Below are 24,799 nucleotides of genomic sequence, written 5' to 3'. Positions count from 1 at the left end.
GTTCATACAAAAAAATACTTAAAAGTAGATTTTTTCTGGAATTTAAAGCATAAGCAGTGACTCAACCTTGCGGCAAATAGGTATGGCATATAAAGATTCTAATCTTTTAAAATAGAAGTTTTTCCGACACATAAAACAAGTCCCGTCATGAAATAAAATGACGAAACTTGTTCAATGATTGTTACTTATAAAATCTTCAATGAAGATTCATTATCCACCTTCAACAACTGGTTCAACTACCACTTCCTCTATCCTACGATTCCTCATCTTCGAAATGGTCATCTTAAATCCATCTAACTGAATAATCTCTCCTTCCATAGGGATTCGTTCAATTGAAGCTAATATATAACCAGCGACGGATATTGAGTTTGTGGTATTAGTAATATTGAAAAGCTCTTCTAAGCAATCGAAGTCTGAACGTCCATTTACTAGGAAGCTGCCATCTGCCAGTTTGTAATAGTCCAGCTTCTTACTATCATATTCGTCCCAGATTTCTCCAATTAATTCTTCAATGATATCTTCTAGCGTAACGAGACCAGCGGTCCCACCGTATTCATCGATGATGATGGCGATATGGATTTGATCGGCTTGAAATTTTTTCATTAGCTCGGAAATTTTCATACTTTTTGGGATAAAGCTGATTGGCTTAACGATATCTTCTATTCTTTTTTCACCTTTTAATACATGGTAATAAAAATCTTTTTGATTCACCACGCCGGTCACATCATCAATGCTGTCTTGGCAATAGGGCAGGCGAGAAAAGCCGGAGGATTCAAAAATTTCCGCTATTTCTTCTGTACTCTTTTTACTATTGATAGAGATGATATCCGTGCGTGGGACAAAAATTTTCTGTACTTCCAAATCGTTAAATGCGACCACACTTTTGATCAGAAGCTCGTCATCCTCATCAATTGAACCCTCTTGTGCTGCTTCCTCTACAAGAATCATCAATTCATCCTCGGTGATCGATGGGGTTGTTTCTCTGTTCGGTAACAGTTTCATCAGTCCGATTTTTAGGACAGCGAAAAAGAGCGTCAGTGGATAAAAAATGGTTATCAAAACCTTTAACGGACGGGCAACCGCAAGCGCGAACGTCTCAGGAGCTTCTTTTGCCAATGTTTTGGGAAAAATCTCACCAAACGTTAAAACCAGAATGGTCATCACGACCGTCGATAGCGTCACACCGATGTTGCCAAAATAGCGTACAAATATTACGGTTGCAATCGAAGAACTTGCGATATTTACGATGTTGTTTCCAATCAGGATCGCTGACAAGAGCCGATCGAAATTGTGAAACAATTCTAAAACGCTCCTTGCTTTGTCATTTCCTTCCTCTGCCAATTTAGTGATTCGGATTCGATTCAGTGAAGAATAGGCCGTTTCACTCGAAGAAAAGAATGCTGACAAAGCCAGCAATATTACCAGTACAACCAACATGACACTTAGATTATCCAAAAAGCTTCCTCCTTATATTTTTCAACCAATGCAAAAAAGCACCCTGTATGTAAACAGCGCACGTTGAAATCATTATTATTAATCACACGAACTTCTTTTTTAAAACATAACGAGTCCTCGTCGTCCAAAATACTCATTTCCCCAATCTTTGAATAAAAACTTCTTTAATTAACCGTATCTTAATCGAAATTGAATGTCAAGATTGGATTTAATCTATAAGAAAGCTGGCTATTAGATTAATAGTTTTCATTCGACAGTGAACGCTAACAGAGCCAGTAAAAGCTAATTCACAAATAAAACATTTTGTGCATTTTTCATGAACACGTTTTCTACACCCTTGATTAGTGCTATCATTAAACTAGCATCATAAATATTTCCCCATTTTTTTATTTGAATCATCAAGACACATGTCTGTAAGCAAAATCCACAAACAGTCTCTCAATTGAACAAATTCAGCTGTCCTATTTTTAAACGAATTTAGGAGGTAGAACGATGTTCCAAGATTACAAAGTTGTGATTACTGGTGCGACTTCTGGTATTGGTCTGGCTACGGCTCGACTGTTTATCAAGGAGGGCGCGACGGTGATTGGGATCGGTCGGAATTTTAGCAAGACGAAGGATTTAGGTGATCGTTTTATTCCTCGGACCTGTGATGTGCGGGATGCTGAGGAGATCGTGAAGACGTGTGAGTTTATCAAAGAAACTTTCGGTAATGAATTGGATGTGTTTGTGAACAATGCGGGTTTTGGCGAGAACACCACGATTCGTGATGTGACGGTCGATCAGTTTGATCGCTGCTTCAGTCTCTTGTTACGGGCACCGATGCTGTTTGCCAAAGAATTGTATCCTCTTTTATTAAATGCTCCGAAGAACAACGCAAGTATTATCAACACCGCTTCTGCCGCCAGCCGAACTGTCAGCTCAGAAAATCCCTTGTATAACTTAGCGAAAAACGCCGTGGTGCTGTATACCAAGCAGCAAGCCCAGGGCTTTATTGGCGTGCGGTGCAATAGTGTGTCGCCGGGCTTTATCCAGACACCGATTTTCCAGCGTGAGGGTGTCAATATGGAAGAAAATGATGTGTTGGCGATGTACGATCAGATGGCGAAGGTCACTTGCGGGCGAACAGGAAAACCAGAAGAAGTGGCGGAATTGATCGCGTTTCTAGCCTCGACGGATGCACAGTATATTAATGGCGCCGATGTGTTAATCGATGGCGGCTTGATGACGGTCAGTAATTGATAAGGAGGATTCAACATGTTAAAAGATTATATCGTAATGATTACTGGCGCGACCTCTGGCATCGGCTTGGCGACAACCAAGGAGTTTCTGGATCAGGGGGCGACGGTGATCGGAATCGGACGGAATTTTAGTCGAACGAAGGAGTTGGGCGAGAATTTCTTGCCGGTCAAATGTGATGTGACCGATGAAGAGCAGATCAAAGCAGCGGTGGCTTTTGCGAAGGAAAAATTTGGCAAGCTGGATAGTTTGATTTGCAATGCGGGTTCGGCAATCGTGGGTACGGTTGAAGAAGTTGATTCGGGTGAGTTTGAACGAGCCTTCCAATTGTACGTATTGCACGCGGCGATGTTTACGAAGTATTGCGTGCCGCTTTTGCGTAAGTCGGAAAATCCAAGTATCACCCATACCGCTTCGGTGGCATCCTTTATGATTGGGGATTCGGTTCCTTATAATGTCTTGAAGGCAGCGCTATTGAATTATACAAGACAAAGTGCGGCGGCGCTGTTAAACAATAATCCAGCGGACATGTTTGGACGACCAAAAGCGGTGACGGAAATCGATGAAGGCGATAATACCTTTATTCGAGTTAATGCGGTTTGTCCAGGACTAATCCGCACGAATTTAATGCCGGACCAAGCGTGGGAAATGCTGGGAACAGAAGCGGCGTTGAAGGCAATCCCTAGTCGGCGGATCGGCGAAGATTGGGAGCCAGCGAAATTGTTTGCTTTCTTGGCATCGGCTAAAGCTAGCTTCATCACCGGTGCGACGATCACAATCGATGGTGGCTGGTATACGACACATGCAAGAGTTTAGTTTATTGAAGGAGGAATCGAAATGAAGGAAAAGTATGCACCATTATTTGAACCGATTGCTTTAAAGCATGGCGGGCGTTTGGAGAATCGTTTTGCGATGTGTCCGATGGTAGTTTTTGCCGCTGATCCGGCAACAGGGCGACCTACGGAAGAAGATATCAAGTATTTTGAACGGCGTAGCAAGTTTGCAGATTTGTTGATTACTGGGGCGATCACCGTTCAGGAAAACATCCAAGGTCATCCGAAGCAATTGTCGATTTTTAATGACGATGCGATCGATGCCTACAGTAAAATGGCGGCAGCGATGAAGAGCAATGGCAGTAAAGCGATCGGTCAGATACAGCATCCTGGACGTGAAGGAGCTTACGGCTGCTATGTGACCGGCAAGGCCTATGCACCAAGCGCTATCGAGTTTCCATTTTTACAATATAAAGTAACAGAACTGACCGAAGATGAGGTTTGGCAAGTGGTGAAGGATTTCGGGTTAGCTGCTAAACGCTTATTGAAGGCTGGCTTTGATGGGGTAGAGATTCATGGCGCGAATCATTATTTGATTCAGCAGTTCTTCTCCAGTTATTCGAATCAACGAGAGGATTATTGGGGCGGCTCCTTTGAGAAGCGGATGAATTTTGCGATCGAAGTGACGAAGGAAGTATTAAAAGTCGCACGGGAAGAAAATCCAGAAGCGATTGTGGGCTATCGAATCTCACCAGAGGAAATTCATGGTGAAATGGTCGGCTATGATTTAGATGATTCACTGAAATTGATCGATAAGCTATTAGAGCAAGACCTTGATTTCCTTGATCTGTCTTCAGCGGCTGGCGGAAATTTTGGAAAGGATGCATACAAAGCGATGCCCCAAAGAGGCGACTTCACTGATCCAGTCAGCTTAGTGATCACGAAGTTTGTCGCAGGCAGAGTGCCAGTCGTTATCTCAGGCACCATCCGTTCAGTGGATGAAGCGCTGGATGCGTTGAACTATGGAGATATGGCTTCAATGGGAGTGGCAGCATTGTCTGATCCCGACTTCAAAGAAAAAATTCTAGCAGACATGGAAGACACCATTCACATGAATGTCAAAGGACATACCGATGATCTTGAACTGCCGTCGGGATTGATTGAAGTTTACACCGCCGGCATCGGGTTGCCGCAGGTTGAAGGATTGATCGAAAAGTAGAGGTGACTGTATTCGGTCTTTTATCAATGAATAAGTGAATAAAAAACATAAAAACACCATTGTTTACGAATTGTAGGCGATGGTGTTCTTATTGTGAAAAATTCATTTTTTCTAAATATTACAAATAAAATAATTATTCAAAAAGTTCATGGACTCTTTATTCTGCCGACGATAAATGATATAATAAAAAACGTTATTAAACGTCAAAATGTCGATATTGTTATAAAAAAGTCATTTTACTGATCGAATATGCTGAAAATAAGTCTCTGGGTATTTAATCAGTAAAACAAGGAGGGGAATTAACTTATTATTAGGGGTTTGGGAGAAAAATTATAAGGAGAAGCATTCAATCTGAATGTGTGGTGAAAAATGATTTCAGAAAAACAAAAACTAGCGATTGTTTCTTTAGCCGTTTTATTGGTCGGTGAAGTCATTGCGGTGGTCAGTATTGGTCTGATCTATTTCAATAGGCAATTTTTCGGCGAACACATCAATATGATTAAAACATTTGTTAATGCCTCAACGGCTTTCTTTGGCTGCTTCTTTTCATTTTTAGCAGCGTTGCTGATGTTTCAGTATTTGAGATATCGCGAGAAGCAGAAGGAAATCAACAAAACAGCGCGTTTGTTTGCTAAGCTGAAAAAGGAATATCAAAACAATTATTCCGTGTTGGTCGAGTTGGGCGGAGAAATTAGAAACGGTTCAACAGAACTGGCGAAGCTATTAAGAGAAAGCCAAAAGGTGAGAGACTTATTCGTACTAGCTGTGTATCGTCTAGATTTCATTATGTATGATACATATTATCATGATACGGATTGGCACTTAATTCGTGAAGGCGATCACCATAGCGAGAGCTACTTGGAGCTATTCGAGCAAAGTCATCAGATCGAATATCTTTGTCAGGCGATCGTTGAGAATAAGATCAATTCAGAAGAAAGTTTGAAGCAGCTTTTAGTACTGATCACCCAAAAGATCGGTATGCTGCAGGAGCATCAATTAGCGGTTGATTTAAAAGAAAGACCAATGGAAACGGATAGCGAATGTGATTATGCAACTGAACCTGCTGGCGTTGAAATGGTCCAAGGAAAATAATAGTAATCCGAGCGGAGAATCTTCGCTCGGATTTTTTTGATGGTAGTAGCAGCTATTGACGCTTCGGAAAATCGTGTTTACTATGAAGATAGTAGATACAATTGGAAAAGGGGAGACTTTAGATGGACAGTCGGACTTTTAAAGAGTTTGCTAAAAATCAAATATTAATGACTACCATTAGAATCAACGATCAGCTGTATCCTGTGATGCCTACCAAGTTCCCGCCGATCTGTTGTGTGACTTTTGACGATGAAGGTCTTGCGATCCACGAACTGAATCTGCTGACAAATAAAGAAAAAGATCCTGTCTTAGAGTTTCTGCCATATTCAGCGATTGAAATGATCGAGCTAAATCCGGTCAAAAAAATAACCGCGATCATGAGTATTACCGTAAAAAGATTCCACTTAGATTTGAGGGTAAAACTGTTCTTTCAAAGTGATTTTCTTCTTCATTTTGAATGTGAAGATTTGACGGTGCTTGAAGCATTGTCTAAGGTGCTGACCACTCATGGTGTCGAAGTTAAAGATTCATTTGGCATGATCCAGGTTTTTGAACGCGCCAATTCTAATAGAGAAGCCTGTGATTATTTGGATAAAAACTTGGATCGAATGGCTGAAGAGCGAAAGGTAGATATATTTAGAATGCGCCAAATAGAAGAATAATTTCTAAAGAATCCTTGAAAACAGGATTCTTTTTTCGTCTTTTACCGGATAGGACACGCACCCTACCGGAAAGGAACAAACGCTATATTACGAGCAGAAAATAGCTTACTATAAGAATATAGATGGGGGTGGCACATGTTTAAAGGGTTGAAGATTCAAATGGAGATCGAGAAAAAGTGGATAGAGCCAGAGGTGCGCATTCGTGCGGCGGAGGAAAAGATCGGTAAGCAAATTGCTGATCGCTTAGAGGATTACCAAGAAAATCAATTAGTGATTAAGGTGAAGGATGAGTTCATCTTTTTAAACAAAGCGGAGATTGTTTACTTGGAGGTATTCAATAAAATTGTCACGCTTTATACAGCCAAGGAAAATTATTCCTTTCGCAAATCTTTGGTCGCGCTAAAAGAAGAACTGCCTAGCGAGCAATTCCTGCAGGTTTCAAAATCAGCATTGGTCAATACAAAGGAAATTCAAAAACTGGAACTCGCCTTTTCAGGTAGTATGTACGCTTATTTAAAAAATCAGCAGAAAATCACAGTTTCCCGTCGTTTTGTTGATCAGCTGAAACGTCATTTAGGAATTTAAAAGGGGGAGTTATCATGAAAAAAATAGTTAAAATCTTAGGTCAATCGATCGGGATCGGCAGTACGATCTGTATGCTGTTTGCCTTCATCTTTGCAGATAGTGAGGTTAGAAAAATTGTGGTAAGCTTTGTTTTACTGTCGGTGGTGATTGGCTTGCTAAGTCTGATTTATAACGTGAAGAGTCTGCCGATTTTAGCGCAAACATTGATCCATATGGGAGGCAGCTTTATCGCTTTTATGATCGCTGCATGGTTAAATCAATGGTTTCCCTTTAAATGGCAGGTAGTGCTATCCGCTTCGTTATCATTTTTCTTCATTTTCTTTGCTATTTGGATTTTTTATTATTTGAAATACAAACGTGAGATTGAACAAATTAATCAGAAACTGCGTTAGAATAGGATTTTTCCAAGCCAGCGATTGATTTCGCTGGCTTTTTTTCTTTTTTTGAATATTTATTATTGACAAGTTTACTTGTCAGCCTTATACTGTTTTTGACAATAAAACTTGTCAAAAAAGGAGAGAACAAAAAATGGCAAAAGAAAAAAGATTTGATGTAAAGACGATCGAAACAAGCGGTTCTGGAGTTACGACGGTTGTAATAGACAAACAATCAGGTGTGCAGTATCTGTTGGCAATCGTGCCTAACATGGGTTCAGGCATGGCAGTACTAGTTGATCAGAACGGCAAGCCGATGTTGGCAGATAAAGATAAATAGTCACTATTTTTTTTAGCTATCGTTGACAAGTAAACTTATCAAAACAGGAGAGAAAGACCATGGAACGTAAAATATTAATCGAAGCAAAGGGAATATCAAAGCAGTTTAAAGATTATCAAGCGATTAAAAATTTAGATTTTGAGGTCTATGAGGGCGAGATTTTTGGTTTCTTAGGACCATCAGGAGCCGGCAAAACGACCACGATCAAGATCTTGACCGGGCAGTTGAAGCAAACCTCAGGGCAAGCCAGTATTTTAGGAATTCCGGTGGAAAACGTTGACGAAGACATTTATAAAAAAATCGGAATCGTCTCTGATATGAGCGGCTTTTATGAAAAGTTAACGGTCTATCAAAATTTGAAATTCTTTGCCAAGCTGTTGGATGTTGATCTAGCATCGATTGACGATCTGTTAAAGAAATTTGGTCTGTATGAGCATCGACAAAAACCAGCGGGGAAGCTTTCAAGAGGAATGAAGCAGCGTTTAGTCTTAATTCGCGCGATCTTGCATAAACCGAATTTACTCTTTTTAGATGAACCAACGAGCGGTTTAGATCCAGTTTCTGCGTTGTCGGTGCATCAGATGATGGAAGAATTACGAGCAGAAGGAACGTCGATTTTTCTAACCACTCACAATATGGAAGAGGCCGATAAGCTGTGTGATCGGGTGGCTCTACTGAATGAGGGAGTCATCGCTGAGTTGGATACACCGGAGAATCTACGTCTTAAATTCAATAAGCAGAAGCGATTTATCATTCAACTGACGGATGAAACAGAAGTGCAATTGCAGCAATCGGTTGAAACAGCCAAGCTGATTGAAAAATGGATCGCAGCGGATCGAGTAGAGACGATCCATTCCTGTGAACCAACCCTAGAAAAAGTCTTCTTAGAAGCAACAGGGAGGAAATTAGTATGAGTAACACAATAAAACGGATCAATGCCATCACGAGCTTGAAATTCCAGACGATCTTAAGCAATCTCAGTATGATGAGCAATCCGATCATCGCATTAACGATTGTGCTCGTCTTTCGCAGAGTCATGGCGAATTTGCCGCAAGCTAATGGGGTCTTTCGTGTGGATGCCTTCCTGTTGGGATTGGGTTTGATCATGAATATCGTCTCTGGCGGTCTAATGATCAGCAGTACCTCAATCGCCGAGGAGAAGGAAAAGCACACACTAAGAGTTTTAATGACTTCTTCAGTAAAAAGCAACGAATACTTGATTGGTTCGCTGATTCCGACCTTTATGATCATCATGATTGTGAATCTATTGTTGATTCCAGCTAGCGGGATTTCTTATTCGGCGATCCACATTCCGACATTTCTGCTAATTACAGCTGGTGGTACATTGATCAGTATTATTTTCGGCTTTATCGTGGGGATCGTAACCAAGGATCAAACGGAGTCAGGCGTGACTAGCACCCCGATCCTGCTTGTATTTACGATGCTGCCCCAGCTTAGATTTTTCAGTGAAACGATCAATAAAGTTTCAAGCTATACCTATTCGGGTGTGATTGCCAGCTATGTAGATGGCATCTTTAGTAAAGATGGCTATATCCTCAACGTTCAGGATCTCGTAACGATGGCTACTTGGTTTATTGTTGGCATCGCGATTTTCATCATTGCTTACAAAAAGCGTGGTATGGAGTCTGATTGATCATTGTTTAGCTACCCATTCTTAAAAAAATTAGCTATAATGTTTAATTAGAAAGTGGGGGTCACCAGTGAAAAAAGAAGAGATATTGGCCAAAAGCCGTGATGAAAATCGAAAAAATGATCCTTACCAAGCGGAGATTCAACGACGATCCAGCTCCTTTAGTGGAGTCGTAGTCGTTTTCCTATCTACTATTCTTTTTGTGATCCAGCTGGTCATGGATAGGGGCTTTAATTTTGGGCTTTACGCAGTGGCTTTTGCTTATGGGGCAACAGACTTCTTGGTCAGATACTTTTACTTAAGACGACGCAGAGAATTACTTTTTGGTGTGATCTATTTAGTAGTCACAATCATTTTAATCATCTTGCATATTGCCCAGTTACGCTCGGGCACAAAAACGGTCTAGGTGAGTCGTATGTCTGAAGAAAAATTAGTCTTAAAAAACCACTTAAAAGAAGCCCGAAAAGAAAAAAAATTATCTCAAGCAGCGCTCGCTAAGCTAGTCGGCGTCTCACGAACAACGATCAGTTCGATTGAGACGGGGCAATTCAGTCCCACCGCCAAATTAGCATTGATTCTGTGTATCGCTTTGGATGTGAAGTTTGAAGATTTGTTTTATTTTTAGCTTCAGTAATGAAGAAACCTCTATTGGTCAATGGCAGCTGCTGTTGGCCTTATTTTGTTTCTCTAAATAATATTAATTAATATTGTTTCTATTTACCAATAATTTGCGAAAATATCAAAAAAACGAAAAAGTGAAACGGTGAACAAACGTTTATAATAATAGTAAGGGGAGATTGGTTTATATATAGTGTAAGCGGTCTCTGTATGGTTATTTTTGTTGTTGCACTGAATTATTGACAAGTAGTCGGACATTCATACGGGAGGAAAATAAGCATGGATTCAAGCAGAAACGAAAAAGCTCATCGGGTATGCAGCATAGTAAGCGGGATTCTTCAGATAGCCTTCTGGTTTTTAATCGCCTTCAGTGCGATCTATCCGGCTTACGAGATTTTTACTCATTTGACGACAGTTTGTTTGTTGATTGCTTTCTTAGCGTTGATCAGTCCTTATTGCATGGACTATCTAAAAAGGAAACAGTTTAAGCGAGACAGCTAGAATTATTGATCGATTGATTAGTGATTTTAGCTGTTTTGTTATTATGAGATTGCTCGAGAATGCGAAGCCTTCCAGAAAAGAGTTGAGAAGCATGGCTATGAATAGAAATCTATATAAGAAGTATAAATCCACTAGCAGAGTATTAAATATCATTTTCTTTATTTCTATGGTTTGCGAATTTATTTTCCGTGATCAAGTTTTTTTTGAATACTTAATTTTTGGCTCCTTATTTTTGAATATTATCATGGGGTGTGCTTGTGAAATCTATGATATCGTCCAACAGGATAAGTTAAAAAATAGTAAACACGATCAATTACAGTAAATGGAACGTATTTTTTTGATAATACATTGCTGAAAGCATAAAAGAGAATGTAGAACCGATCAGTCAGAGTCTTTTTACAGAAAGGTTTCTAGCTTTTCTCATGAAATCTGATTCTAGTATCCAAACTTTGACGTGGCAGGGTGAAAACGTATATTATGACCATAGGAAGGGTTAAAAAAGGTGTTAAAAATTATGTGGGGACATAGGAAAAAGGGGGCCATGGTATGGAAAGAAAGCGAAGGCACAAGAAGGACAAGAAGTATGAGCTGTTTGATGCACTTTGTCAGGAAATGGAGGAAAAGGATTATCACAAGCAGGATAAAACCTTTTCTGCCAAGGAAGCTGGAACACAGGGAATGCTGCTGCCAATACCGTTTATCGTGTTGGTCGTGATTGGTTATTTTTGGCGTTGGGGAGCGGACGCATCGCCATTGTGGGAGATCAATTTTCTCCTGTTCATCATTTTGTTTATTGTCTCAATTCCAGTACATGAACTGATTCATGGATTGGCTTGGGCGAACTATGCTAAAAATAAAATGAAAAGTATTAGCTTTGGATTTAATGCTAGAGAATTAATGCCCTATTGCCATTGCAAAGAAGCTTTAGAGGCAAAAGCTTATAAAATCGGTGTCTTGGCACCAGTGATTGTACTAGGCGGCGGATATTTTCTCCTATCGCTGCTGTTTCCGAATACAGAGTTGATCTTGCTCTCGGCCTTCAACATTTTTATGGCGGCAGGCGATTTGATGATTTTCTGGGGCGCACGTTCGATTCATGAAGGGTTCGTGATCGATCATCCAGAATTACCAGGCTTTGTAGTGTTTACCAAATAAACGAAAAAACAGGATTCCTTCGCGAAGGAATCCTGTTTTTTTATCGTTTCAGATACATGCCTATACTTTCAGGCGCGGTCTCAACGAATCCAAACTGTTTATATAATTTATCTGCTGGGAGATCAGCGATAAGATTCACGTAAGCCTGGGGATCAATCTCGTTGTGGACATAAGTCATTAATAAGTCCATGATCTCTTTTGCGAGTCCTTTTCCTTGTTCAGTTGGGTGGACGGCAATATCGACGATCTGATAAGCGGTGCCGCCATCGCCAATGATCCGCCCCATACCGACCAATTTCTGATCGCTGTTTCTGATAATAACTGAATAGATGCTATTAGATAAGCCAGTTTTGCTCGCTTCTTTACCTCGAGTGGATAAGCCGCAAATCTGACGTAGCGCTAGGTATTCATCGACTTCGGGAATATCGATTCTGGTAACGTAATTTTCCATCGCAAACAACCTTTCATTAACGTTCTATGTTCATTCTACGCTACTTGTCGGTGAAAACGAAAATATAAGATACGCAAAATAGGAGGAAATTCACTTTTTCTTTTTTTAATAAAAAATAAAAAAGTAAGATAGTTTTTTACTGATCCGAATAACGAAGGGATTTGTGCATGAAAAGGTCTTGTAAAAGAGCCTTTTAAAAATTTTTGCCGATTGACAAGAGTAATTTAAGAGGATTATGGTCTAGGCGTGATCACAAACCAAAAATGAAAGGAGCACTATGATGTCCAAACCATTATTTACGACTCAGCAGATTTTTTCGTTAAAACCAAAGACCTTGCAAAAGCGCATCGACGGCTATTATGAAGACACCCGTGATGTGAATTCGACGATCCAATATTTGATAGCGCTTCAGGTACGGGATGAATTAGGTGATGAAGGCTTCTCATTTTTCATGAAGGACCTTGTTCAAAAATTATTGCTCCAAACCAAGACCTCCCGCATTCTACGCCGCTATTATTTCTACTTCAAAGATTACTTTTCTTCAAACGAATGGAAAGTCGTTTCCATCCGGCTTTTTTCAATCAAAAATTATTTAAGCGAAAAAATCGAAAAACTCCGCGATCAGTTTATCAAGGAACCATTAGCAAATTTGGCAGGTTCTTGACGTTGAGTTCAAAAATAAATGAAGAAAGGGGAGAAAAAATATGATCAGTCTATCAGCGACATTTGAAAAAAGTAACGGGAGAAAACACACGTGGCGCATGAAAAATGCCGATCCAACCAGGCCAGCCGCAGAAATCAGGACGTCACTAGAAAAGTTGGCGACCTTGGATGTCTTTGAACAAGATGGCGTTAATTTTACCGAAAAGGTCGTTACGGCTAAGTTTATTGAAACAAACGAGCGATGGATTATTGAGAAAAAGCCGAAAGAGCGCAAGAAGAGACAGACGAAAGCACAAAAACAGGAAACAGCACCTGTTCAAGCGATAAGTGAGAAGAAGGCTGAACCCACGATTCAAGATCCGAAAAAGCTGATCCTTCAGCAAAGACAAGTCATACCTGGAATGCAGGAAATTTTATTTGAACTGCCTAAAGGAATGGAACCACAAGACATTTCTCAAAGAGAGGCATTAGATTTGGTCGCAGCGATGCTGCCAGAGGGTGGAACACTGGAAGATTTCAGTGCTATAGAAGGAACACATCCAATTCGATTCAGGCTGTTAGTAAAACTAGAAGACGAAAAAATAGCATCTTCGCCACCAAAAGAGAAAACAAGAGACCGGTTGATCGAACGATTAAAACGAAGGCTTGAATAAGTAAAAGGAAGTAAATCAATTGATTCACTTCCGAGGTTTGACTGGTTATTCGTTTTTATAGTTACTTAAGCGTCCGCCATCATCCCAGACACCGTACATTTTGTTTGCTTTGGTGCTGGTCAATAATTTTTGCAGCCTTCGATCAAATAGCTCTTTATCAGCGCCATAGCGTTGAATATTGTCGACCTTGATCCGTTGATAGAGTTCAGGAAAGGCTGAAAAGTTTTGCAGAATTTCAGGGTCTGCTTCAAGCGCCTGCAAAATTCGCGGATCAATCACAAAACTATCTGGGGATAGATCAGGCAAGGTCATTCTGCCTAAATCCGTCATTAAATTCAAATAAATCAAACGGCGGGCCCGTTCCTTGTTCAGCTCTGTCCACTGACTTTTCTTGGTACGAGGAGACAAACGCTGTGCGACTTTTGTTTCAGAAAGCTTTTTCTTCGTGCTGTCGATCCAGCCAAAGCAAAGGGCTTTTTCAACGATGTCCAAATAGGTCAGGTTCGATTGATCGCGATCGATCACCACCCAGCAATCTTTTGTAGTGGCAGCATGTTCTGCCAACCATTCTCTCAGGTCTTGTCGATTCTGAGGTTTATATAAATTATTCATTTCCAAGGACTTCACCTAGTTTCTGTCAGCATTTATTTCAACGAGCGAATCCGATCGCCCGCTGCTGGAATTTGGTTTTTGACGATCTCCCAAGACGTCCCATTGAATTTTTCATAGGCTGCAAAAACTAAGGGAAGACCATTTGCTGATTCGATTATAGCAGAATCCATTAGCTGGAAATGTAAATGCGGCTCGGTGGAATTACCAGAATGCCCAACATTGCCAAAATAGGTTCCTTTTGTGATCTCTTCACCTTCAGCAACAGTGATCGAGTCCTTTTGCAGATGGCAAAAAGCAGCGTAGATACCTACGTCTTGTTTAATGATGACATAGTTTCCCGCAATTGCTTCAAAGCCGTCTCGTTCTGGATTGAAGAAAAGAGAATGCCGGATCGCAGTCATCTGATCATGAAGCCAGGAAGCCTTCTCACCATCAGAGGTATTGTTCTTCACTGTGATGACTTCACCAGCAAATGAGGCATAGACGGGTTGGCCAAAACAATAATACTTTTCCAATGGAATGCCGCCAAGAAGATAACTAGCCGAATCGCCAGTATGCGAGGCATCTTTTTGATCTTTTTGAATAAAATCAAAGGCATAGCTCAGTCCAAAGCGATCCGTTCCATGACTGGGAACACGATCAGCCGGGCTTGTTTCCGTGTACCATTCGCCACGCAGCGGAAAGTCAATAATGACAGTTTCTTTATGCATCACAGAACCTTCTTTCTGTTGCAGATTATTTTTGGCAGTAAGTGACGAAATGATTAACCAAAAAAGTAGGATACAGCTAACGATAATCAGCATTCTTTTCATCAATCATCCCTCAATTATTCTCCATAAAAAACGGTTCGAAGATCTTCAAGATATTGTGTCAACTTATTAATGATCGCTTGATAATCGATCTGATCATGATCGGCATGCTTTAGTTCCTCCAATATCTCATTTGTAAAGCCAATATTTCCCCAAAGAATCAATTGCTTACAACGAGCAACGTCAAGTCCAGTCCGAAATTTCGTTTCATCAATATCTTTAAATAAATCCTCTGCACAATGGGAAGGCTGTTGTTTGGCCTTGTGTGCTACTTTTTGATTGATTACTTCTGATTTCGTTTCAATCGGCAAATTGGTAAAATCAAAAATCCACGGATTCTGCTTCATCAAATCAATCTGCAATGTATAGGATTGCAGCAGGCGTTTAAAAATATCTTTTTCCTGCCAATCCAGCCTATTCCAATAATCCTCAGCAATTGTCTTTTGGCAATAATCCAGCAAAAGTAAAAACAACTCCTCTTTGCTTTTTACATAGTGAAACATTAATGCTTTGGATATTCCAGCTGCCTTAGCGATCCGGTTGGTCGAAGCCTCCTCATATCCTCGTTGGGAAAACTCCTTCAACGCCGCATTCAGAATATTTTGGATCTTTGGCTCGTTCGTATTGAGTTCAGTCAAAGTGATCACTCCTTTACCTAATAGGTCAATTAGAGTATAACCGGATTTACCTGATAGGTCAACACAACTGTTAGAATAATGTTGAATAAAAATAACTATTGAGGATATTTTTAAGAGTCGTTATTTATGTTAAGCTTTATATGGTAACTGTTGTTATTAGATAGATATTTTAAAGTTTTTGGATGTTTTATATTCTAAAAAACTTGATCTATAAAATAGTGGAGTAAAGTGGGTGTTTTCTTGAATATAACTAATTTTTTGGAATCGAGAATAGAAGATGGAAAGGAATTTCAGTTTGAATACACTAATAAACAAGGGAATAAGAGGATCTATAAAGCAGAGAAAGCAATTGAGCTATCTGGTAATAAAAGGACAGTTAAAATTCTTTTAGGAAATAAAGAATTTAATTTCACTTTGTCAATTATGAATAAGGTTGAACTGATTGAAATAAATCCAATGCAAAATGATAATTTTCGCAACAGTAAAATCCTAGAAAATCGAAGTAATATTTACGATTACTTGTTGGATATTACAAAAATGTTAATTCGAAAAAATGAAGAAGCAAAAGGCGCAGAAGCTAGTAAAGGATTGAACTACAGCCTAAATTATATTAAGGATGAAATACTTATAAAATCCAAAAGGACTTTCAATAAAAAAGTTCTAAAAAAATATTTAACCGGTGAATCAGCAAAAAAATTACTAAAGGAAGAACCAGAAATAATTCTCCCGTTTTCGTCAAATTTATCACAGAAGAAAGCCATTATGAATGCTCGGATGTTTGACCTTTCGGTAATTCAAGGTCCTCCAGGAACTGGAAAAACACAGACAATCTTGAATATCATTTGCAACTCAGTTTTTAACAATGAAAAAGTTCTAGTTGTCTCTAATAATAATAGTGCGATAGATAATGTGGCTGAAAAGTTGAATGATTTAAAGGAATTATTTAATTTTTCTATTAGACTAGGTAGTAATGATCCTTACATTAAATCTTTTATGGAAGAAATCGAAAGTAAACTTCAAAGTGATAAGAAACAAATCGTTTTATCAAATGATGTAGAAGATGAAGTTGATCTAGCTGAGCTAAGGAAAATAATTATTAAAAATGAAGAAAAGCTAGAACTGCTGATGGAACAACAAAATATTTTGAATGAGTTGAGAACTCAAAAAAGACATATAGATAAAAAATTGAAAACATATGGTGAAGAAAAAACAGTAATAACCGTTAATAGGTTTTTCTTATTTCCAAGTCAATTAAAGCATGAAATACAGTTCTTAAGAAAGCAACGAACTAAACCGAGTAATCTTTTGAGTAGAGCATATTTTAGATTGCGTTTTTCGGCTCCAAGTATTGATATTGAAAACTATACATTATACCAATGGCGCTTAGAGAAATTATATGCAATAAAAATGATTAATTATCTGGAGAATAAAACTTCCGAGATAGCTTTTGTTAAAGAGAGACTTAAGGATTATTATGAACAATATAAAGTGGAATCTGTTAAACAAGTAAACAAGGTAATAGCTAAAGCATTTGATAATAGAAAAGCAGAAATTGATAGTATTTTAGATTGCTTAAAAAGTGATCAAATCAAATTTTCTGATATAAAAAAAGAAATCTTAGATATTTATCCCGTTGTACTAACAACTTTAGATTCTGTGCCCTCGAATGTAGGATATAGAAAATATGACATGGTGATTGTGGATGAGGCTTCTCAAGCAAACATTGTCACGATGTTGCCAACCCTGAATACAGCTACGCAGATTGTGATTGTTGGAGATTCTAAACAACTTTCTCATATAGTTGGTACCGAGATGCAAAAGTATGATCATGAACTTGTAAAAACATACAACGTGAATGAAAGTTACCATTTTTCAAAAACTAATTTTTTGGATTCACTTATGCAAGTTTGTCAACCGCCATCAGTATTATTGAAAGAACATTATAGGTGCGATTTCAATATTATTAATTATTGCAATAAGAAATTCTATGATGGAGAACTCTGTGTTTATTCAAAAAAAGCATCTAAGAATAGTCTAAAACTTATGCCTTTAAATAAGGAAAAGAATTCCGATAAAGGTAGAAGAAAAAAAGGTGGAAATAGTTACTTCAACAAAATTGAAGAAAGAGAGATAGTTAACTATCTAAAAGTCAATATGGAAAGAACATCAGTGATTACCCCATACGGAAAACAAGAGGAAAATCTGATTGTTGCTTTACCAGATATGGAAGAACGCATAGGTACAATTTATAAATTTCAAGGAAGAGAGAATAAACGGATATTATTCTCAACTGTTTTAACAAAGGAGAGAGAGCATCTTAATAGTGTTGATCTTTTGGATAATGAAACGATTAACGTAGCTGTTTCCCGTGCTGAAGAAGAACTGATTTTATTTACACATGACAAATTTTTTAAAGACGAAAATCATGGAGTAAAAGATTTAATTGAATACATTGAAACTTATGGAAGTACACTTGAATCAAATGTAAACTCCATCTTTGCTTATTTATATAAGCAATTGCCCTATTATAAAAATGACAAAGGTTATGACAGCCTGTGGGAAAAAAAGCTGCATGAAGTCATAGAAGAGATACTGTCAGATTTTTCAGGATTTAGTGTCCAAATGAAATTGCCTGTTGCTGATATAGCTAGAGATCAGGAGTTTTTTAATTCAAATAGAGAATTAAAAAAGTTTGCCCTCAATAAGAACGCACATTTAGATTTCATCATTGTTAGCGAACTAACAAACAAACCAGTTTTGGTTATTGAATTGGATGGAAAACATCATAAGGAAACCGAACAAATACAACGAGATATAAAAAAGAATAAAATTTTGGCACATCATAAAATTCCTATTTGGCGTATCCAAAGCACGGATGCTTTGGAAATGGAGGATGTTAGTGATACACTTCATAATTATATTAGTAGTCATCAATTAGAAGAAAAACTTAACAATTTTCTTTACGAGAATAATTGGAAAGTAAATTGACCAATGGTCTTTGTCAGATAAAGAAAAAATAAATATATCTTTGAGGCTATACTCATTTCATCCACTTAAGCTTAATTGAGGATTTAGAAAGCCCCACTAGCAGAGGAATGACTTTGCTAGTGGGGCTTTTGATTTTCCAACACTGACTCAGAGTGATTTCATCGCTGAAATAATCCATGTCACGCCATATTTATCCTTCACACATCCGCTGATACTGGCATCATCGGGCGGCGGATTGCTAGCGATTGCCGCTACCACAATTCCTTCTTTTGCCAATTCCGCAAAGACTTTTCTAGCTGATGATTCTTCCGGCAAGTGTGCCTGAATAGCAATGTTTCCATTTTTCTCGACCGGCTCCAGATAATCAGCACCGGTTAGTCCATCAAATTCTGTCACGGCTAGTCGCGCATGCATGACTTTGTTTTTCAACCGCTTGTCTAACGGCATTTCAGGATTTTCGGGAATGTCATCATACTTAGCCATATGTTGGATTTTGCCATTGAAGAGCTGCCCATACCATAAAAAAGCTTCTTCACAATCACCATTAAAACTGATGTAGGGTGTAAACATAAAATCAACCACCTTTTTATTTCTATAGTAAAAAGTATACCTTCACAGTTTGTAAGGGTCATTGTAAAAAAGTGACATCTTTTCTAGATATTCCTTCGGAGTGATTCCATAGATTGCGCGAAAGTCGTGGACAAAATGAGCGTAATCATGATGTCCTGTTCGTTCAAAAAGCAAACCAATATTGGATTCGGTATTCAACAGCTCAACGGCTTTTTTCATACGAATAATGCGCGAACAGGTTTTGACTTTTGCACCAGCATATTTCCTGAATAGGCGATTCATTTGCTTCTCGCTGTAGAAAGTCTCGTTAGCCAAATCCTTGACGCGAATTGTTCCATTGCATGAGAGGCTTTTTTCGAAAGCAATCTGAAAGGTAGGATTGACTTCGGCGTCATTGATTCTAGCCAAAAAAATCGTATCAAGTTTATTGGTCAGCTCATGGATACTATTAGCTGTGTAGAATCCTTCAGCGATTTGTTTATATAGGATCGAATCCAACTCTGAGAAGAGAAAACCGTCATCGGCCAAGTAATGCTGATCGATCTTTAAAAACGGATAGAATCCGGCGGCATGAAATTCGATTAGAAACATAAAGTCAAATTGACGCGCATAGTTGGCGATCGCTGTTGGTTTAGTATTGACGCCCCGCAATCCAGCAGTGAAATGTCCGTTTTGAAAAGTACAAACGAGGGTTGAACTAATGGTTGGGAGGATCGTTTGCTGGTGAGGCATTGTGCTGGGATCGGTAAAAGTGTAGTTGGCAATATATGGGCGTAATAAAGGATGTGGTCTAATAACGATCATATTCTCATTGATTTTTGGTAATGCACTCTGATAGATGCTTGCTTGATTCAACATCAGCGTGACCTCCTTGTAGGATAATCAAAAGCCTTTCTTCATTCCCATAATCCACTTTTCAATCGCTTCAACCAAAAGTAGCTGCTGCAGCATCACTGCTTTTCCAGTTTCAGGAATTTCATCGGAATCTTTGCTGTCAGCAATATCTTCTTTTAGCTTTACCTTCATCTTATTAACATTGGCTTCGATAATGCCGATACAGGCTTTTTGGTCTGCGAAGGATAAACTGTCTAGATTGAGAATAACCGCATTCAAGTCTAAAAAAATATTAATGGGACGAGCAGCGATACCTAGCATCAGCTTCTCAAATTCTGTTTTGCCTTTTTTGGTCAAGGAGTAAACAGCTTTTTCCGGCATCTTCCCATTCTTCTTCATGGTGCTTTTGACATAGCCCTGCTTTTCCAGCTGCAGCATCTTCTTATAGATCGTTGGTGTACTGACTTTTACCCATTGAGAAATCTTGCGATATTCAATAAGCTTTTGGATGTCGTAAGCACTCAGCGATTCTTTTTTTAAGATTCCTAGAACAATTAGGTCAATCGTCCGCATCGCTAAAACCTTCTTTCTATCGCATTTTCTTAATAATCTATATACGAGTAATAGTAGGTAGACTACTATATATTATAGTATTTTATTTCTGCTGACACGTCAAGCGTGAGATTGCTAAAGAAAATAGTATTGGGGGCAACAGAACTTTCTCATTGTCGCGAATAATCAAATCTTTTACCGAACAACAAGTTTCTGGGGGTTAACCCAAATTCTTTTCGGTATATAATTTAAGTGAAAAGAATGGGAAAAAAGGGGGAAGGGACATGCATACAAAAGTATTGACCCGTCAAAGAGGAATCGATTTAATCCGATCCTCAAAGGAACTAGATTTTGCGATTGCCTCTGTGTCTTATATCGTAGCAGCTGCTGGCTTGCTTCGTTTATTTCTTCTAGTGTTACTATAAATTCAATCAGCTTTCATTTATTCTTGCTAAGCATCCTTATTACTTGTGATGGTCCGTCCTGCTAATCCCAATTTGATAAAAACTACTCAATCCTTGGTGGGTGCATAAAAAAGCCGGCGTCTCTGTTCAGAGGCGTCGGCTTCGTTTTTATTTCCCATCTATTTTATTCTTCAAGTTCCTGTTTCTGTTATACATGAAGATGACGATGGCTAGCAATAAGATGATCACTGCGATGCCAGCCCAGATCCAATAATTTGTTGGCTCTTCTTCAATCGAAACATCCTTGTCATTGTAATCGTTGGCTTTTTCTTGATCAATGGTGAATTTCGGGCTGCCTGTCCATTCTTGATCATCGGCATTGATGGTCATTTTGACGGTATAGGTGCCCGGTGAAAATTCTGTATTATCCATCTGGATCAAGAAGGGCATGCGTGAACTTGGTGCAAGTGTTAATTTCTCTTTCTTGTCTTTTGCGATCGTTTTGCCGTCTTTTTCGACTTGATAGTCAATCGAGACATCCTTGACGTAGGTCGCTCTCTCATTATCGACCGTCACGGTAATCGCATTACGACTATTGACTTGTGTGGCTTTTGCCTTCGTAATTTTCAACTCTGGTTTTACTTCGTCTGTCTTGTTTTGCAGCAAGACAGCGATCTCTCTAGAAAACACATTTTTGATATTACCTTCGACTTTTTCGTTGGATATTTGTTCTAAATACAGTCCACCAGCTAAGACTCCCTCAAATTCTTTATCTGGCATGTTGACATCTAGATGAAGATCCTTTGATTCATTTCCAGCCAGATCGATTTCAGTATCACTAAGTTTGACGTAGTCGGTGATGTTGGGACCAAAATTACTCTCATCTTTATTCATCCCAGAATATTCAACGACTCCCAGACTGTTGGTGACAGCTCGATTGAATGCGGCCTTTAACTTGATCGGCTGATCTGTTCGATTGACCAGAGTCACCGTCAGGCGTTCGGCTTCATTTGGCTGGTATTTTAAATCATAATAAAGCTGGTCTTTCTCAATTTGATGCTCCGATGGGTGGATCACCGCATCGAATGTATCCAATGACTCTCCATGAGCGACAATGGGCAAAAATGAAAAAGCTAGCACGAGGAACAGACCTCGCATCAATAACTTAAATGATTTTATTAGCATTTTTCTATTCCCCTTCAATTGATTATTTTCGCGTTATAGAAGAGTCTCTCTCAATTCTTTCTTTCCCCTTTAATCTAAGTCAAAGGACAGAAACATGGTTCGGCAGCTGGGGGTCGCTTTCACAGTAAGCGCAGCTGCTAACGGGATTCCGTCCTAGTTTTTCTAGCTAGGTGTTGCTGAGAAGGTCCAAACGACAGTAGCTTGGTATTGAGCTGCTGCTTTAGCAGTATTTGCTGGGACGTTCAGAGTAAACTTAGTGATCGGTAACGCTGTCTCCCCAGCTCCTTCATTCGCTTGCGCGGTAATGACTGAACCCGTTTGACCAATGATTAATCCAAGTGTGTCGTTGTTTGCAATTCTGTCACCAGTTGGCAATGAATTTAGATTATTAGTAAGAGCACCAACAGTAAAGGATAGCAAGGCTCCAGTCAGCTCATTTTGTCCAGCTTTAAATTGATTTGGTTGAGCAACTTTTACAGACCAACCGGTGCCAGGAGTACCGCGGTTATCGCTGACAGCTACGCTTCCGGTGGTTACTGGAGAAGTTTGATCGCCGTCTGATGTCGCAGTCCATGTTTCAGCTGTTTTTGTTTGGATCGGGTGTGAACCAAAGTTCAGATTCGTCGGCAGAGATGCGCTTGGATCTCCAGGTGTTTGCGGGTCAAAAGTAATATCGCCAGAAGTATAATCAACTGTACCAGTGGTGTCGGCAGCGTGCACACCTGTTGAAAAAGCGAACAGGCTGCCGGCAAAAAGTCCGGCGATTAATAATGCAGCTTGTTTTTTCATTCGTTTTTCCTCCTATTTTTGACGATCCGCCATCCCAAAAAGACAATTGTGATCATCAGTATTCCTATGATGACTAAGAAAATATTTCGTTGATCGTTCGTTTGCAGCAAGCGTGTGATGCCGGAGTGCGAACGGCTGCTTCGGTTGTTCGGCGAAGTAGGTGAGCCATTGTGATTCTCGTTTTCTGACATATCGGAAGTTTGAGAAATACTGGTCGTATTCGTATTACTGTTAGTAGTGCTGCTTTGTGTATCTGAAGTGGAGCTTTTACTATCGGTACTGCTTTCGTAATAGTATTGAATTTTGCCATTCGTAACGGCGGCTTCGGCCTGTGAAGAAAGAACAACGAAGAGCAACAGAAAACTCAAAACGATTCCCATCTGTTTCTTCAATTGGCTCCCCCTTTCTCAGTCCTTAGTAAAAAAGCGGTTCTTTTCTGCGCAAAAAAGAGTTTGAATCTTATGCAGGGATTATATAAGCTTGCTTGAAAATGGCGCTACAAAATTGCTCACAGATTCTTCACAGTTAAGCAAACTATTTTTCACATTTTAGGACAGTGTGTTTAATAAGGAGAGAAGAATAAAGAATAAAGGGGACTTTAACACGTATATGTAGCAATTAGCAGCATATAAAAAAACAAAAAAAGATCAAATTAGCAGGATAATCGTTTATTTTCTTGCGAAGGAAAATTTTGACAGGTTTGCGATAGTTGCTCATAAAGGGGGAAGGAAAATGAAGAAAAAAAAACCTGGTTTGTTTTATAAGATAGGATTGATCGGAGTAGCAATCTTTCTGTTTTTAACAAGTTCCAATATGATCGTCAGTGCCGTCTCATTGGATCTGTTTTCAAATACTCAGGTGAGTAATACGAGCGGGACAACCGTCGCAGCTCCTTATCTGAACGTGACGAACAAACCCGTGACTTTTACGATAAATGGTGCTACGGCAATCGGGGCAGCGGTCGGGAGAACCGGTGTCAAATATGCCTTTATTAATGTACCCACGCAATTGACTGGCAAAGTTCAAAAAAATGGGGATGCCAATGTGGATACGACAGTCACGGTGCTGGCAGCTGATATAAAAGCCGCGACGGGAACCGTTTTAGATCTGGTCTCTACATTATTACCTTTACTTTCAACTTTAGGATTGACATCGACTGTCACGAGTCTCAATAACGCGATCACTTTATTAAATAAGGAAGATTTTGGTCGCCAGACTTTTGTGGCGCCAGTCGAACAGTTTTCATCCACTCTTTTAAGAGCTGATATCAATCAAGGGTTGCTGCCGATATTGACCAATGCGTTAATCCTGCGTTTGCAAGCTGTTCAAACAATCGTTGCGGGAATCACCTCAGTTTCATTGATTAGTACTATTTTAAACAACCTTTTGAGTTCCTTGACCAACACGATCAATACCCTCGGGAATGCGAATTCGACTGTTAGTAAAAATCTTGTTGCCGCCTCAATTCTTGGCACGACGACGGTTTCGTTTCCAACCTTGGTCTCGAGTCCGACCGGTTTGACACAAAATTATACGGCTGCTATACGTGGCGGAATTTTTCAAACAGATAATTTTGATGTACAACTCTTAAGCAGCTATGGTGGGAATACAAATATTTATTTTGCGGCTGGTGCTTTGGCGATGAAGAGTGAGTTATTGCCAAGCAATCTGAACTTCGGCAGCCATCCAATCCAAACGAAGAATGATGAAACCTGGAATGCCTACGTCGGCGGCAACAGCGCTAATCCGCTGCAAACGGGAACGATTCGAATTGATGACACGCGTACGATAGCAAAGTCTTGGCAACTAAAGCTAGCCCAAACCAGTAATTGGCTGAATGGGCAAAAGTCTTTGACCAGCCCTCGACTGGGTATCATTACGGGAAATCTAAATAATATCTACTGAACAAATCACTTTTCTAGAAGGTTAGTGATCTATCCTTAAATAAAATGAAAAATTGCTGACTAGGAGGAGCACCTAAAAATTC

Annotated in this window: 30 protein-coding genes; 19 read left to right on the top strand and 11 right to left on the bottom strand. The window is 39.4% G+C overall.

The window, feature by feature from the left end:
• Positions 1-210: 210 nt before the first annotated feature.
• Positions 211-1,455, bottom strand: a complete 1,245-nt coding sequence (locus tag E6139_RS14955) for a hemolysin family protein (RefSeq protein ID WP_316403922.1) — start codon at positions 1,453-1,455, stop codon at positions 211-213.
• 492 nt (positions 1,456-1,947) lie between these two features.
• Between E6139_RS14955 and E6139_RS14950 the strand changes: the two genes are divergently transcribed.
• From E6139_RS14950 to E6139_RS14885, 14 genes are all read left to right on the top strand, one after another.
• Positions 1,948-2,697, top strand: a complete 750-nt coding sequence (locus tag E6139_RS14950; RefSeq protein ID WP_316403921.1) for an SDR family oxidoreductase — start codon at positions 1,948-1,950, stop codon at positions 2,695-2,697.
• A gap of 15 nt (positions 2,698-2,712) precedes the next feature.
• Positions 2,713-3,510 (top strand): SDR family oxidoreductase, encoded by a 798-nt coding sequence (locus E6139_RS14945; protein ID WP_316403920.1) that lies wholly within the window; start codon positions 2,713-2,715, stop codon positions 3,508-3,510.
• Between the two features lie 21 nt (positions 3,511-3,531).
• On the top strand, positions 3,532-4,686 hold the full coding sequence (locus tag E6139_RS14940) for a hypothetical protein (RefSeq protein ID WP_316403919.1): 1,155 nt from the start codon (positions 3,532-3,534) through the stop codon (positions 4,684-4,686).
• 369 nt (positions 4,687-5,055) lie between these two features.
• The gene (locus tag E6139_RS14935) at positions 5,056-5,778 is read left to right on the top strand and encodes a hypothetical protein (protein WP_316403918.1); all 723 of its coding nucleotides are present in this window, start codon (positions 5,056-5,058) and stop codon (positions 5,776-5,778) included.
• A gap of 122 nt (positions 5,779-5,900) precedes the next feature.
• Positions 5,901-6,440: a hypothetical protein gene (locus tag E6139_RS14930; RefSeq protein WP_316403917.1), complete on the top strand. Its 540-nt coding sequence runs from the start codon at positions 5,901-5,903 to the stop codon at positions 6,438-6,440.
• Positions 6,441-6,575: 135 nt separating this feature from the next.
• On the top strand, positions 6,576-7,025 hold the full coding sequence (locus tag E6139_RS14925) for a LytTR family DNA-binding domain-containing protein (protein ID WP_316403916.1): 450 nt from the start codon (positions 6,576-6,578) through the stop codon (positions 7,023-7,025).
• 14 nt (positions 7,026-7,039) lie between these two features.
• Entirely contained in the window at positions 7,040-7,417 is a 378-nt protein-coding gene (locus E6139_RS14920) for a DUF3021 domain-containing protein (protein ID WP_316403914.1), read from the top strand.
• A gap of 136 nt (positions 7,418-7,553) precedes the next feature.
• Entirely contained in the window at positions 7,554-7,739 is a 186-nt protein-coding gene (locus E6139_RS14915; protein ID WP_316403913.1) for a DUF6440 family protein, read from the top strand.
• Between the two features lie 59 nt (positions 7,740-7,798).
• Positions 7,799-8,653, top strand: coding sequence for an ABC transporter ATP-binding protein (locus E6139_RS14910; RefSeq protein ID WP_316403912.1), 855 nt, complete (start codon positions 7,799-7,801; stop codon positions 8,651-8,653).
• Entirely contained in the window at positions 8,650-9,393 is a 744-nt protein-coding gene (locus tag E6139_RS14905; RefSeq protein ID WP_316403911.1) for an ABC transporter permease, read from the top strand. The genes E6139_RS14910 and E6139_RS14905 overlap by 4 nt, the downstream gene beginning before the upstream one ends.
• A gap of 67 nt (positions 9,394-9,460) precedes the next feature.
• Entirely contained in the window at positions 9,461-9,796 is a 336-nt protein-coding gene (locus tag E6139_RS14900; protein ID WP_316403909.1) for a DUF6442 family protein, read from the top strand.
• 9 nt (positions 9,797-9,805) lie between these two features.
• The gene (locus tag E6139_RS14895) at positions 9,806-10,015 is read left to right on the top strand and encodes a helix-turn-helix transcriptional regulator (RefSeq protein WP_316403907.1); all 210 of its coding nucleotides are present in this window, start codon (positions 9,806-9,808) and stop codon (positions 10,013-10,015) included.
• Positions 10,016-10,287: 272 nt separating this feature from the next.
• The gene (locus E6139_RS14890; RefSeq protein ID WP_316403905.1) at positions 10,288-10,509 is read left to right on the top strand and encodes a hypothetical protein; all 222 of its coding nucleotides are present in this window, start codon (positions 10,288-10,290) and stop codon (positions 10,507-10,509) included.
• Positions 10,510-11,055: 546 nt separating this feature from the next.
• Complete coding sequence (locus E6139_RS14885; protein WP_316403904.1) at positions 11,056-11,664, top strand: DUF3267 domain-containing protein; 609 nt, start codon at positions 11,056-11,058, stop codon at positions 11,662-11,664.
• Positions 11,665-11,704: 40 nt separating this feature from the next.
• Here the strand turns inward: E6139_RS14885 and E6139_RS14880 are convergent, their stop codons facing one another.
• Positions 11,705-12,115, bottom strand: coding sequence for a GNAT family N-acetyltransferase (locus tag E6139_RS14880; protein ID WP_316403902.1), 411 nt, complete (start codon positions 12,113-12,115; stop codon positions 11,705-11,707).
• A 280-nt stretch (positions 12,116-12,395) separates the two neighbouring features.
• Between E6139_RS14880 and E6139_RS14875 the strand changes: the two genes are divergently transcribed.
• Positions 12,396-12,779, top strand: coding sequence for a hypothetical protein (locus tag E6139_RS14875; protein ID WP_316403901.1), 384 nt, complete (start codon positions 12,396-12,398; stop codon positions 12,777-12,779).
• Between the two features lie 40 nt (positions 12,780-12,819).
• Complete coding sequence (locus tag E6139_RS14870) at positions 12,820-13,431, top strand: hypothetical protein (RefSeq protein ID WP_316403900.1); 612 nt, start codon at positions 12,820-12,822, stop codon at positions 13,429-13,431.
• Positions 13,432-13,476: 45 nt separating this feature from the next.
• Here E6139_RS14870 and E6139_RS14865 read toward each other — a convergent pair whose 3' ends face one another.
• The 3 genes from E6139_RS14865 to E6139_RS14855 are packed head-to-tail and all read right to left on the bottom strand — an operon-like array spanning position 13,477 to position 15,499.
• Positions 13,477-14,043, bottom strand: coding sequence for a YdeI/OmpD-associated family protein (locus E6139_RS14865; protein ID WP_316403899.1), 567 nt, complete (start codon positions 14,041-14,043; stop codon positions 13,477-13,479).
• A 32-nt stretch (positions 14,044-14,075) separates the two neighbouring features.
• Positions 14,076-14,855: a M23 family metallopeptidase gene (locus E6139_RS14860; RefSeq protein ID WP_316403898.1), complete on the bottom strand. Its 780-nt coding sequence runs from the start codon at positions 14,853-14,855 to the stop codon at positions 14,076-14,078.
• A gap of 14 nt (positions 14,856-14,869) precedes the next feature.
• A complete protein-coding gene (locus E6139_RS14855) occupies positions 14,870-15,499 on the bottom strand; it encodes a helix-turn-helix domain-containing protein (RefSeq protein ID WP_316403897.1) in 630 nt (209 codons plus the stop codon).
• 231 nt (positions 15,500-15,730) lie between these two features.
• Between E6139_RS14855 and E6139_RS14850 the strand changes: the two genes are divergently transcribed.
• Entirely contained in the window at positions 15,731-18,478 is a 2,748-nt protein-coding gene (locus tag E6139_RS14850; protein ID WP_316403896.1) for an AAA domain-containing protein, read from the top strand.
• 147 nt (positions 18,479-18,625) lie between these two features.
• Here the strand turns inward: E6139_RS14850 and E6139_RS14845 are convergent, their stop codons facing one another.
• The 3 genes from E6139_RS14845 to E6139_RS14835 are packed head-to-tail and all read right to left on the bottom strand — an operon-like array spanning position 18,626 to position 20,455.
• Positions 18,626-19,048, bottom strand: a complete 423-nt coding sequence (locus E6139_RS14845; protein WP_316403895.1) for a VOC family protein — start codon at positions 19,046-19,048, stop codon at positions 18,626-18,628.
• 42 nt (positions 19,049-19,090) lie between these two features.
• The gene (locus E6139_RS14840) at positions 19,091-19,906 is read right to left on the bottom strand and encodes a helix-turn-helix domain-containing protein (RefSeq protein WP_316403894.1); all 816 of its coding nucleotides are present in this window, start codon (positions 19,904-19,906) and stop codon (positions 19,091-19,093) included.
• A 24-nt stretch (positions 19,907-19,930) separates the two neighbouring features.
• Positions 19,931-20,455 carry a PadR family transcriptional regulator gene (locus E6139_RS14835; RefSeq protein WP_316403893.1) on the bottom strand — a complete coding sequence of 175 codons (525 nt, stop codon included), beginning with the start codon at positions 20,453-20,455 and terminating at the stop codon, positions 19,931-19,933.
• A gap of 263 nt (positions 20,456-20,718) precedes the next feature.
• On the opposite strand from E6139_RS14835, the gene E6139_RS14830 reads away from it, so the two are divergent.
• A complete protein-coding gene (locus E6139_RS14830) occupies positions 20,719-20,859 on the top strand; it encodes a hypothetical protein (RefSeq protein WP_316403892.1) in 141 nt (46 codons plus the stop codon).
• A 147-nt stretch (positions 20,860-21,006) separates the two neighbouring features.
• Here E6139_RS14830 and E6139_RS14825 read toward each other — a convergent pair whose 3' ends face one another.
• The 3 genes from E6139_RS14825 to E6139_RS14815 form a co-directional block, all read right to left on the bottom strand.
• Positions 21,007-22,023 (bottom strand): DUF916 and DUF3324 domain-containing protein, encoded by a 1,017-nt coding sequence (locus E6139_RS14825; protein ID WP_316403891.1) that lies wholly within the window; start codon positions 22,021-22,023, stop codon positions 21,007-21,009.
• Positions 22,024-22,185: 162 nt separating this feature from the next.
• Positions 22,186-22,812: a WxL domain-containing protein gene (locus E6139_RS14820; RefSeq protein WP_316403890.1), complete on the bottom strand. Its 627-nt coding sequence runs from the start codon at positions 22,810-22,812 to the stop codon at positions 22,186-22,188.
• Entirely contained in the window at positions 22,809-23,204 is a 396-nt protein-coding gene (locus tag E6139_RS14815; protein ID WP_316403889.1) for an LPXTG cell wall anchor domain-containing protein, read from the bottom strand. Before E6139_RS14815 ends, E6139_RS14820 begins: the two co-directional genes overlap by 4 nt.
• Before the next feature lie 340 nt (positions 23,205-23,544).
• On the opposite strand from E6139_RS14815, the gene E6139_RS14810 reads away from it, so the two are divergent.
• Complete coding sequence (locus tag E6139_RS14810; protein WP_316403888.1) at positions 23,545-24,717, top strand: adhesive domain-containing protein; 1,173 nt, start codon at positions 23,545-23,547, stop codon at positions 24,715-24,717.
• Positions 24,718-24,799 lie beyond the last annotated feature (82 nt).

The sequence above is a fragment of the Enterococcus sp. genome (assembly GCF_032555305.1).
Classification (GTDB): Bacteria; Bacillota; Bacilli; order Lactobacillales; family Enterococcaceae; genus Enterococcus_A.
The sequence above is the reverse complement of the archived record's forward strand: the minus strand, read 5'-3'. Positions and strand labels throughout refer to the sequence as shown.

Bases quoted from the DNA above. Each gene is read 5' to 3' on its own strand.
- E6139_RS14875 (WP_316403901.1), top strand. From the start codon at position 12,396: ATGTCCAAACCATTATTTACGACTCAGCAGATTTTTTCGTTAAAACCA.
- E6139_RS14835 (WP_316403893.1), bottom strand. From the start codon at position 20,455: ATGCGGACGATTGACCTAATTGTTCTAGGAATCTTAAAAAAAGAATCG.
- E6139_RS14830 (WP_316403892.1), top strand. From the start codon at position 20,719: ATGCATACAAAAGTATTGACCCGTCAAAGAGGAATCGATTTAATCCGA.
- E6139_RS14930 (WP_316403917.1), top strand. From the start codon at position 5,901: ATGGACAGTCGGACTTTTAAAGAGTTTGCTAAAAATCAAATATTAATG.
- E6139_RS14845 (WP_316403895.1), bottom strand. From the start codon at position 19,048: ATGTTTACACCCTACATCAGTTTTAATGGTGATTGTGAAGAAGCTTTT.
- E6139_RS14940 (WP_316403919.1), top strand. From the start codon at position 3,532: ATGAAGGAAAAGTATGCACCATTATTTGAACCGATTGCTTTAAAGCAT.
- E6139_RS14920 (WP_316403914.1), top strand. From the start codon at position 7,040: ATGAAAAAAATAGTTAAAATCTTAGGTCAATCGATCGGGATCGGCAGT.
- E6139_RS14865 (WP_316403899.1), bottom strand. From the start codon at position 14,043: ATGAATAATTTATATAAACCTCAGAATCGACAAGACCTGAGAGAATGG.
- E6139_RS14820 (WP_316403890.1), bottom strand. From the start codon at position 22,812: ATGAAAAAACAAGCTGCATTATTAATCGCCGGACTTTTTGCCGGCAGC.
- E6139_RS14860 (WP_316403898.1), bottom strand. From the start codon at position 14,855: ATGAAAAGAATGCTGATTATCGTTAGCTGTATCCTACTTTTTTGGTTA.
- E6139_RS14925 (WP_316403916.1), top strand. From the start codon at position 6,576: ATGTTTAAAGGGTTGAAGATTCAAATGGAGATCGAGAAAAAGTGGATA.
- E6139_RS14825 (WP_316403891.1), bottom strand. From the start codon at position 22,023: ATGCTAATAAAATCATTTAAGTTATTGATGCGAGGTCTGTTCCTCGTG.
- E6139_RS14840 (WP_316403894.1), bottom strand. From the start codon at position 19,906: ATGTTGAATCAAGCAAGCATCTATCAGAGTGCATTACCAAAAATCAAT.
- E6139_RS14810 (WP_316403888.1), top strand. From the start codon at position 23,545: ATGAAGAAAAAAAAACCTGGTTTGTTTTATAAGATAGGATTGATCGGA.
- E6139_RS14935 (WP_316403918.1), top strand. From the start codon at position 5,056: ATGATTTCAGAAAAACAAAAACTAGCGATTGTTTCTTTAGCCGTTTTA.
- E6139_RS14895 (WP_316403907.1), top strand. From the start codon at position 9,806: ATGTCTGAAGAAAAATTAGTCTTAAAAAACCACTTAAAAGAAGCCCGA.
- E6139_RS14910 (WP_316403912.1), top strand. From the start codon at position 7,799: ATGGAACGTAAAATATTAATCGAAGCAAAGGGAATATCAAAGCAGTTT.
- E6139_RS14945 (WP_316403920.1), top strand. From the start codon at position 2,713: ATGTTAAAAGATTATATCGTAATGATTACTGGCGCGACCTCTGGCATC.
- E6139_RS14890 (WP_316403905.1), top strand. From the start codon at position 10,288: ATGGATTCAAGCAGAAACGAAAAAGCTCATCGGGTATGCAGCATAGTA.
- E6139_RS14915 (WP_316403913.1), top strand. From the start codon at position 7,554: ATGGCAAAAGAAAAAAGATTTGATGTAAAGACGATCGAAACAAGCGGT.
- E6139_RS14950 (WP_316403921.1), top strand. From the start codon at position 1,948: ATGTTCCAAGATTACAAAGTTGTGATTACTGGTGCGACTTCTGGTATT.
- E6139_RS14870 (WP_316403900.1), top strand. From the start codon at position 12,820: ATGATCAGTCTATCAGCGACATTTGAAAAAAGTAACGGGAGAAAACAC.
- E6139_RS14880 (WP_316403902.1), bottom strand. From the start codon at position 12,115: ATGGAAAATTACGTTACCAGAATCGATATTCCCGAAGTCGATGAATAC.
- E6139_RS14905 (WP_316403911.1), top strand. From the start codon at position 8,650: ATGAGTAACACAATAAAACGGATCAATGCCATCACGAGCTTGAAATTC.
- E6139_RS14885 (WP_316403904.1), top strand. From the start codon at position 11,056: ATGGAAAGAAAGCGAAGGCACAAGAAGGACAAGAAGTATGAGCTGTTT.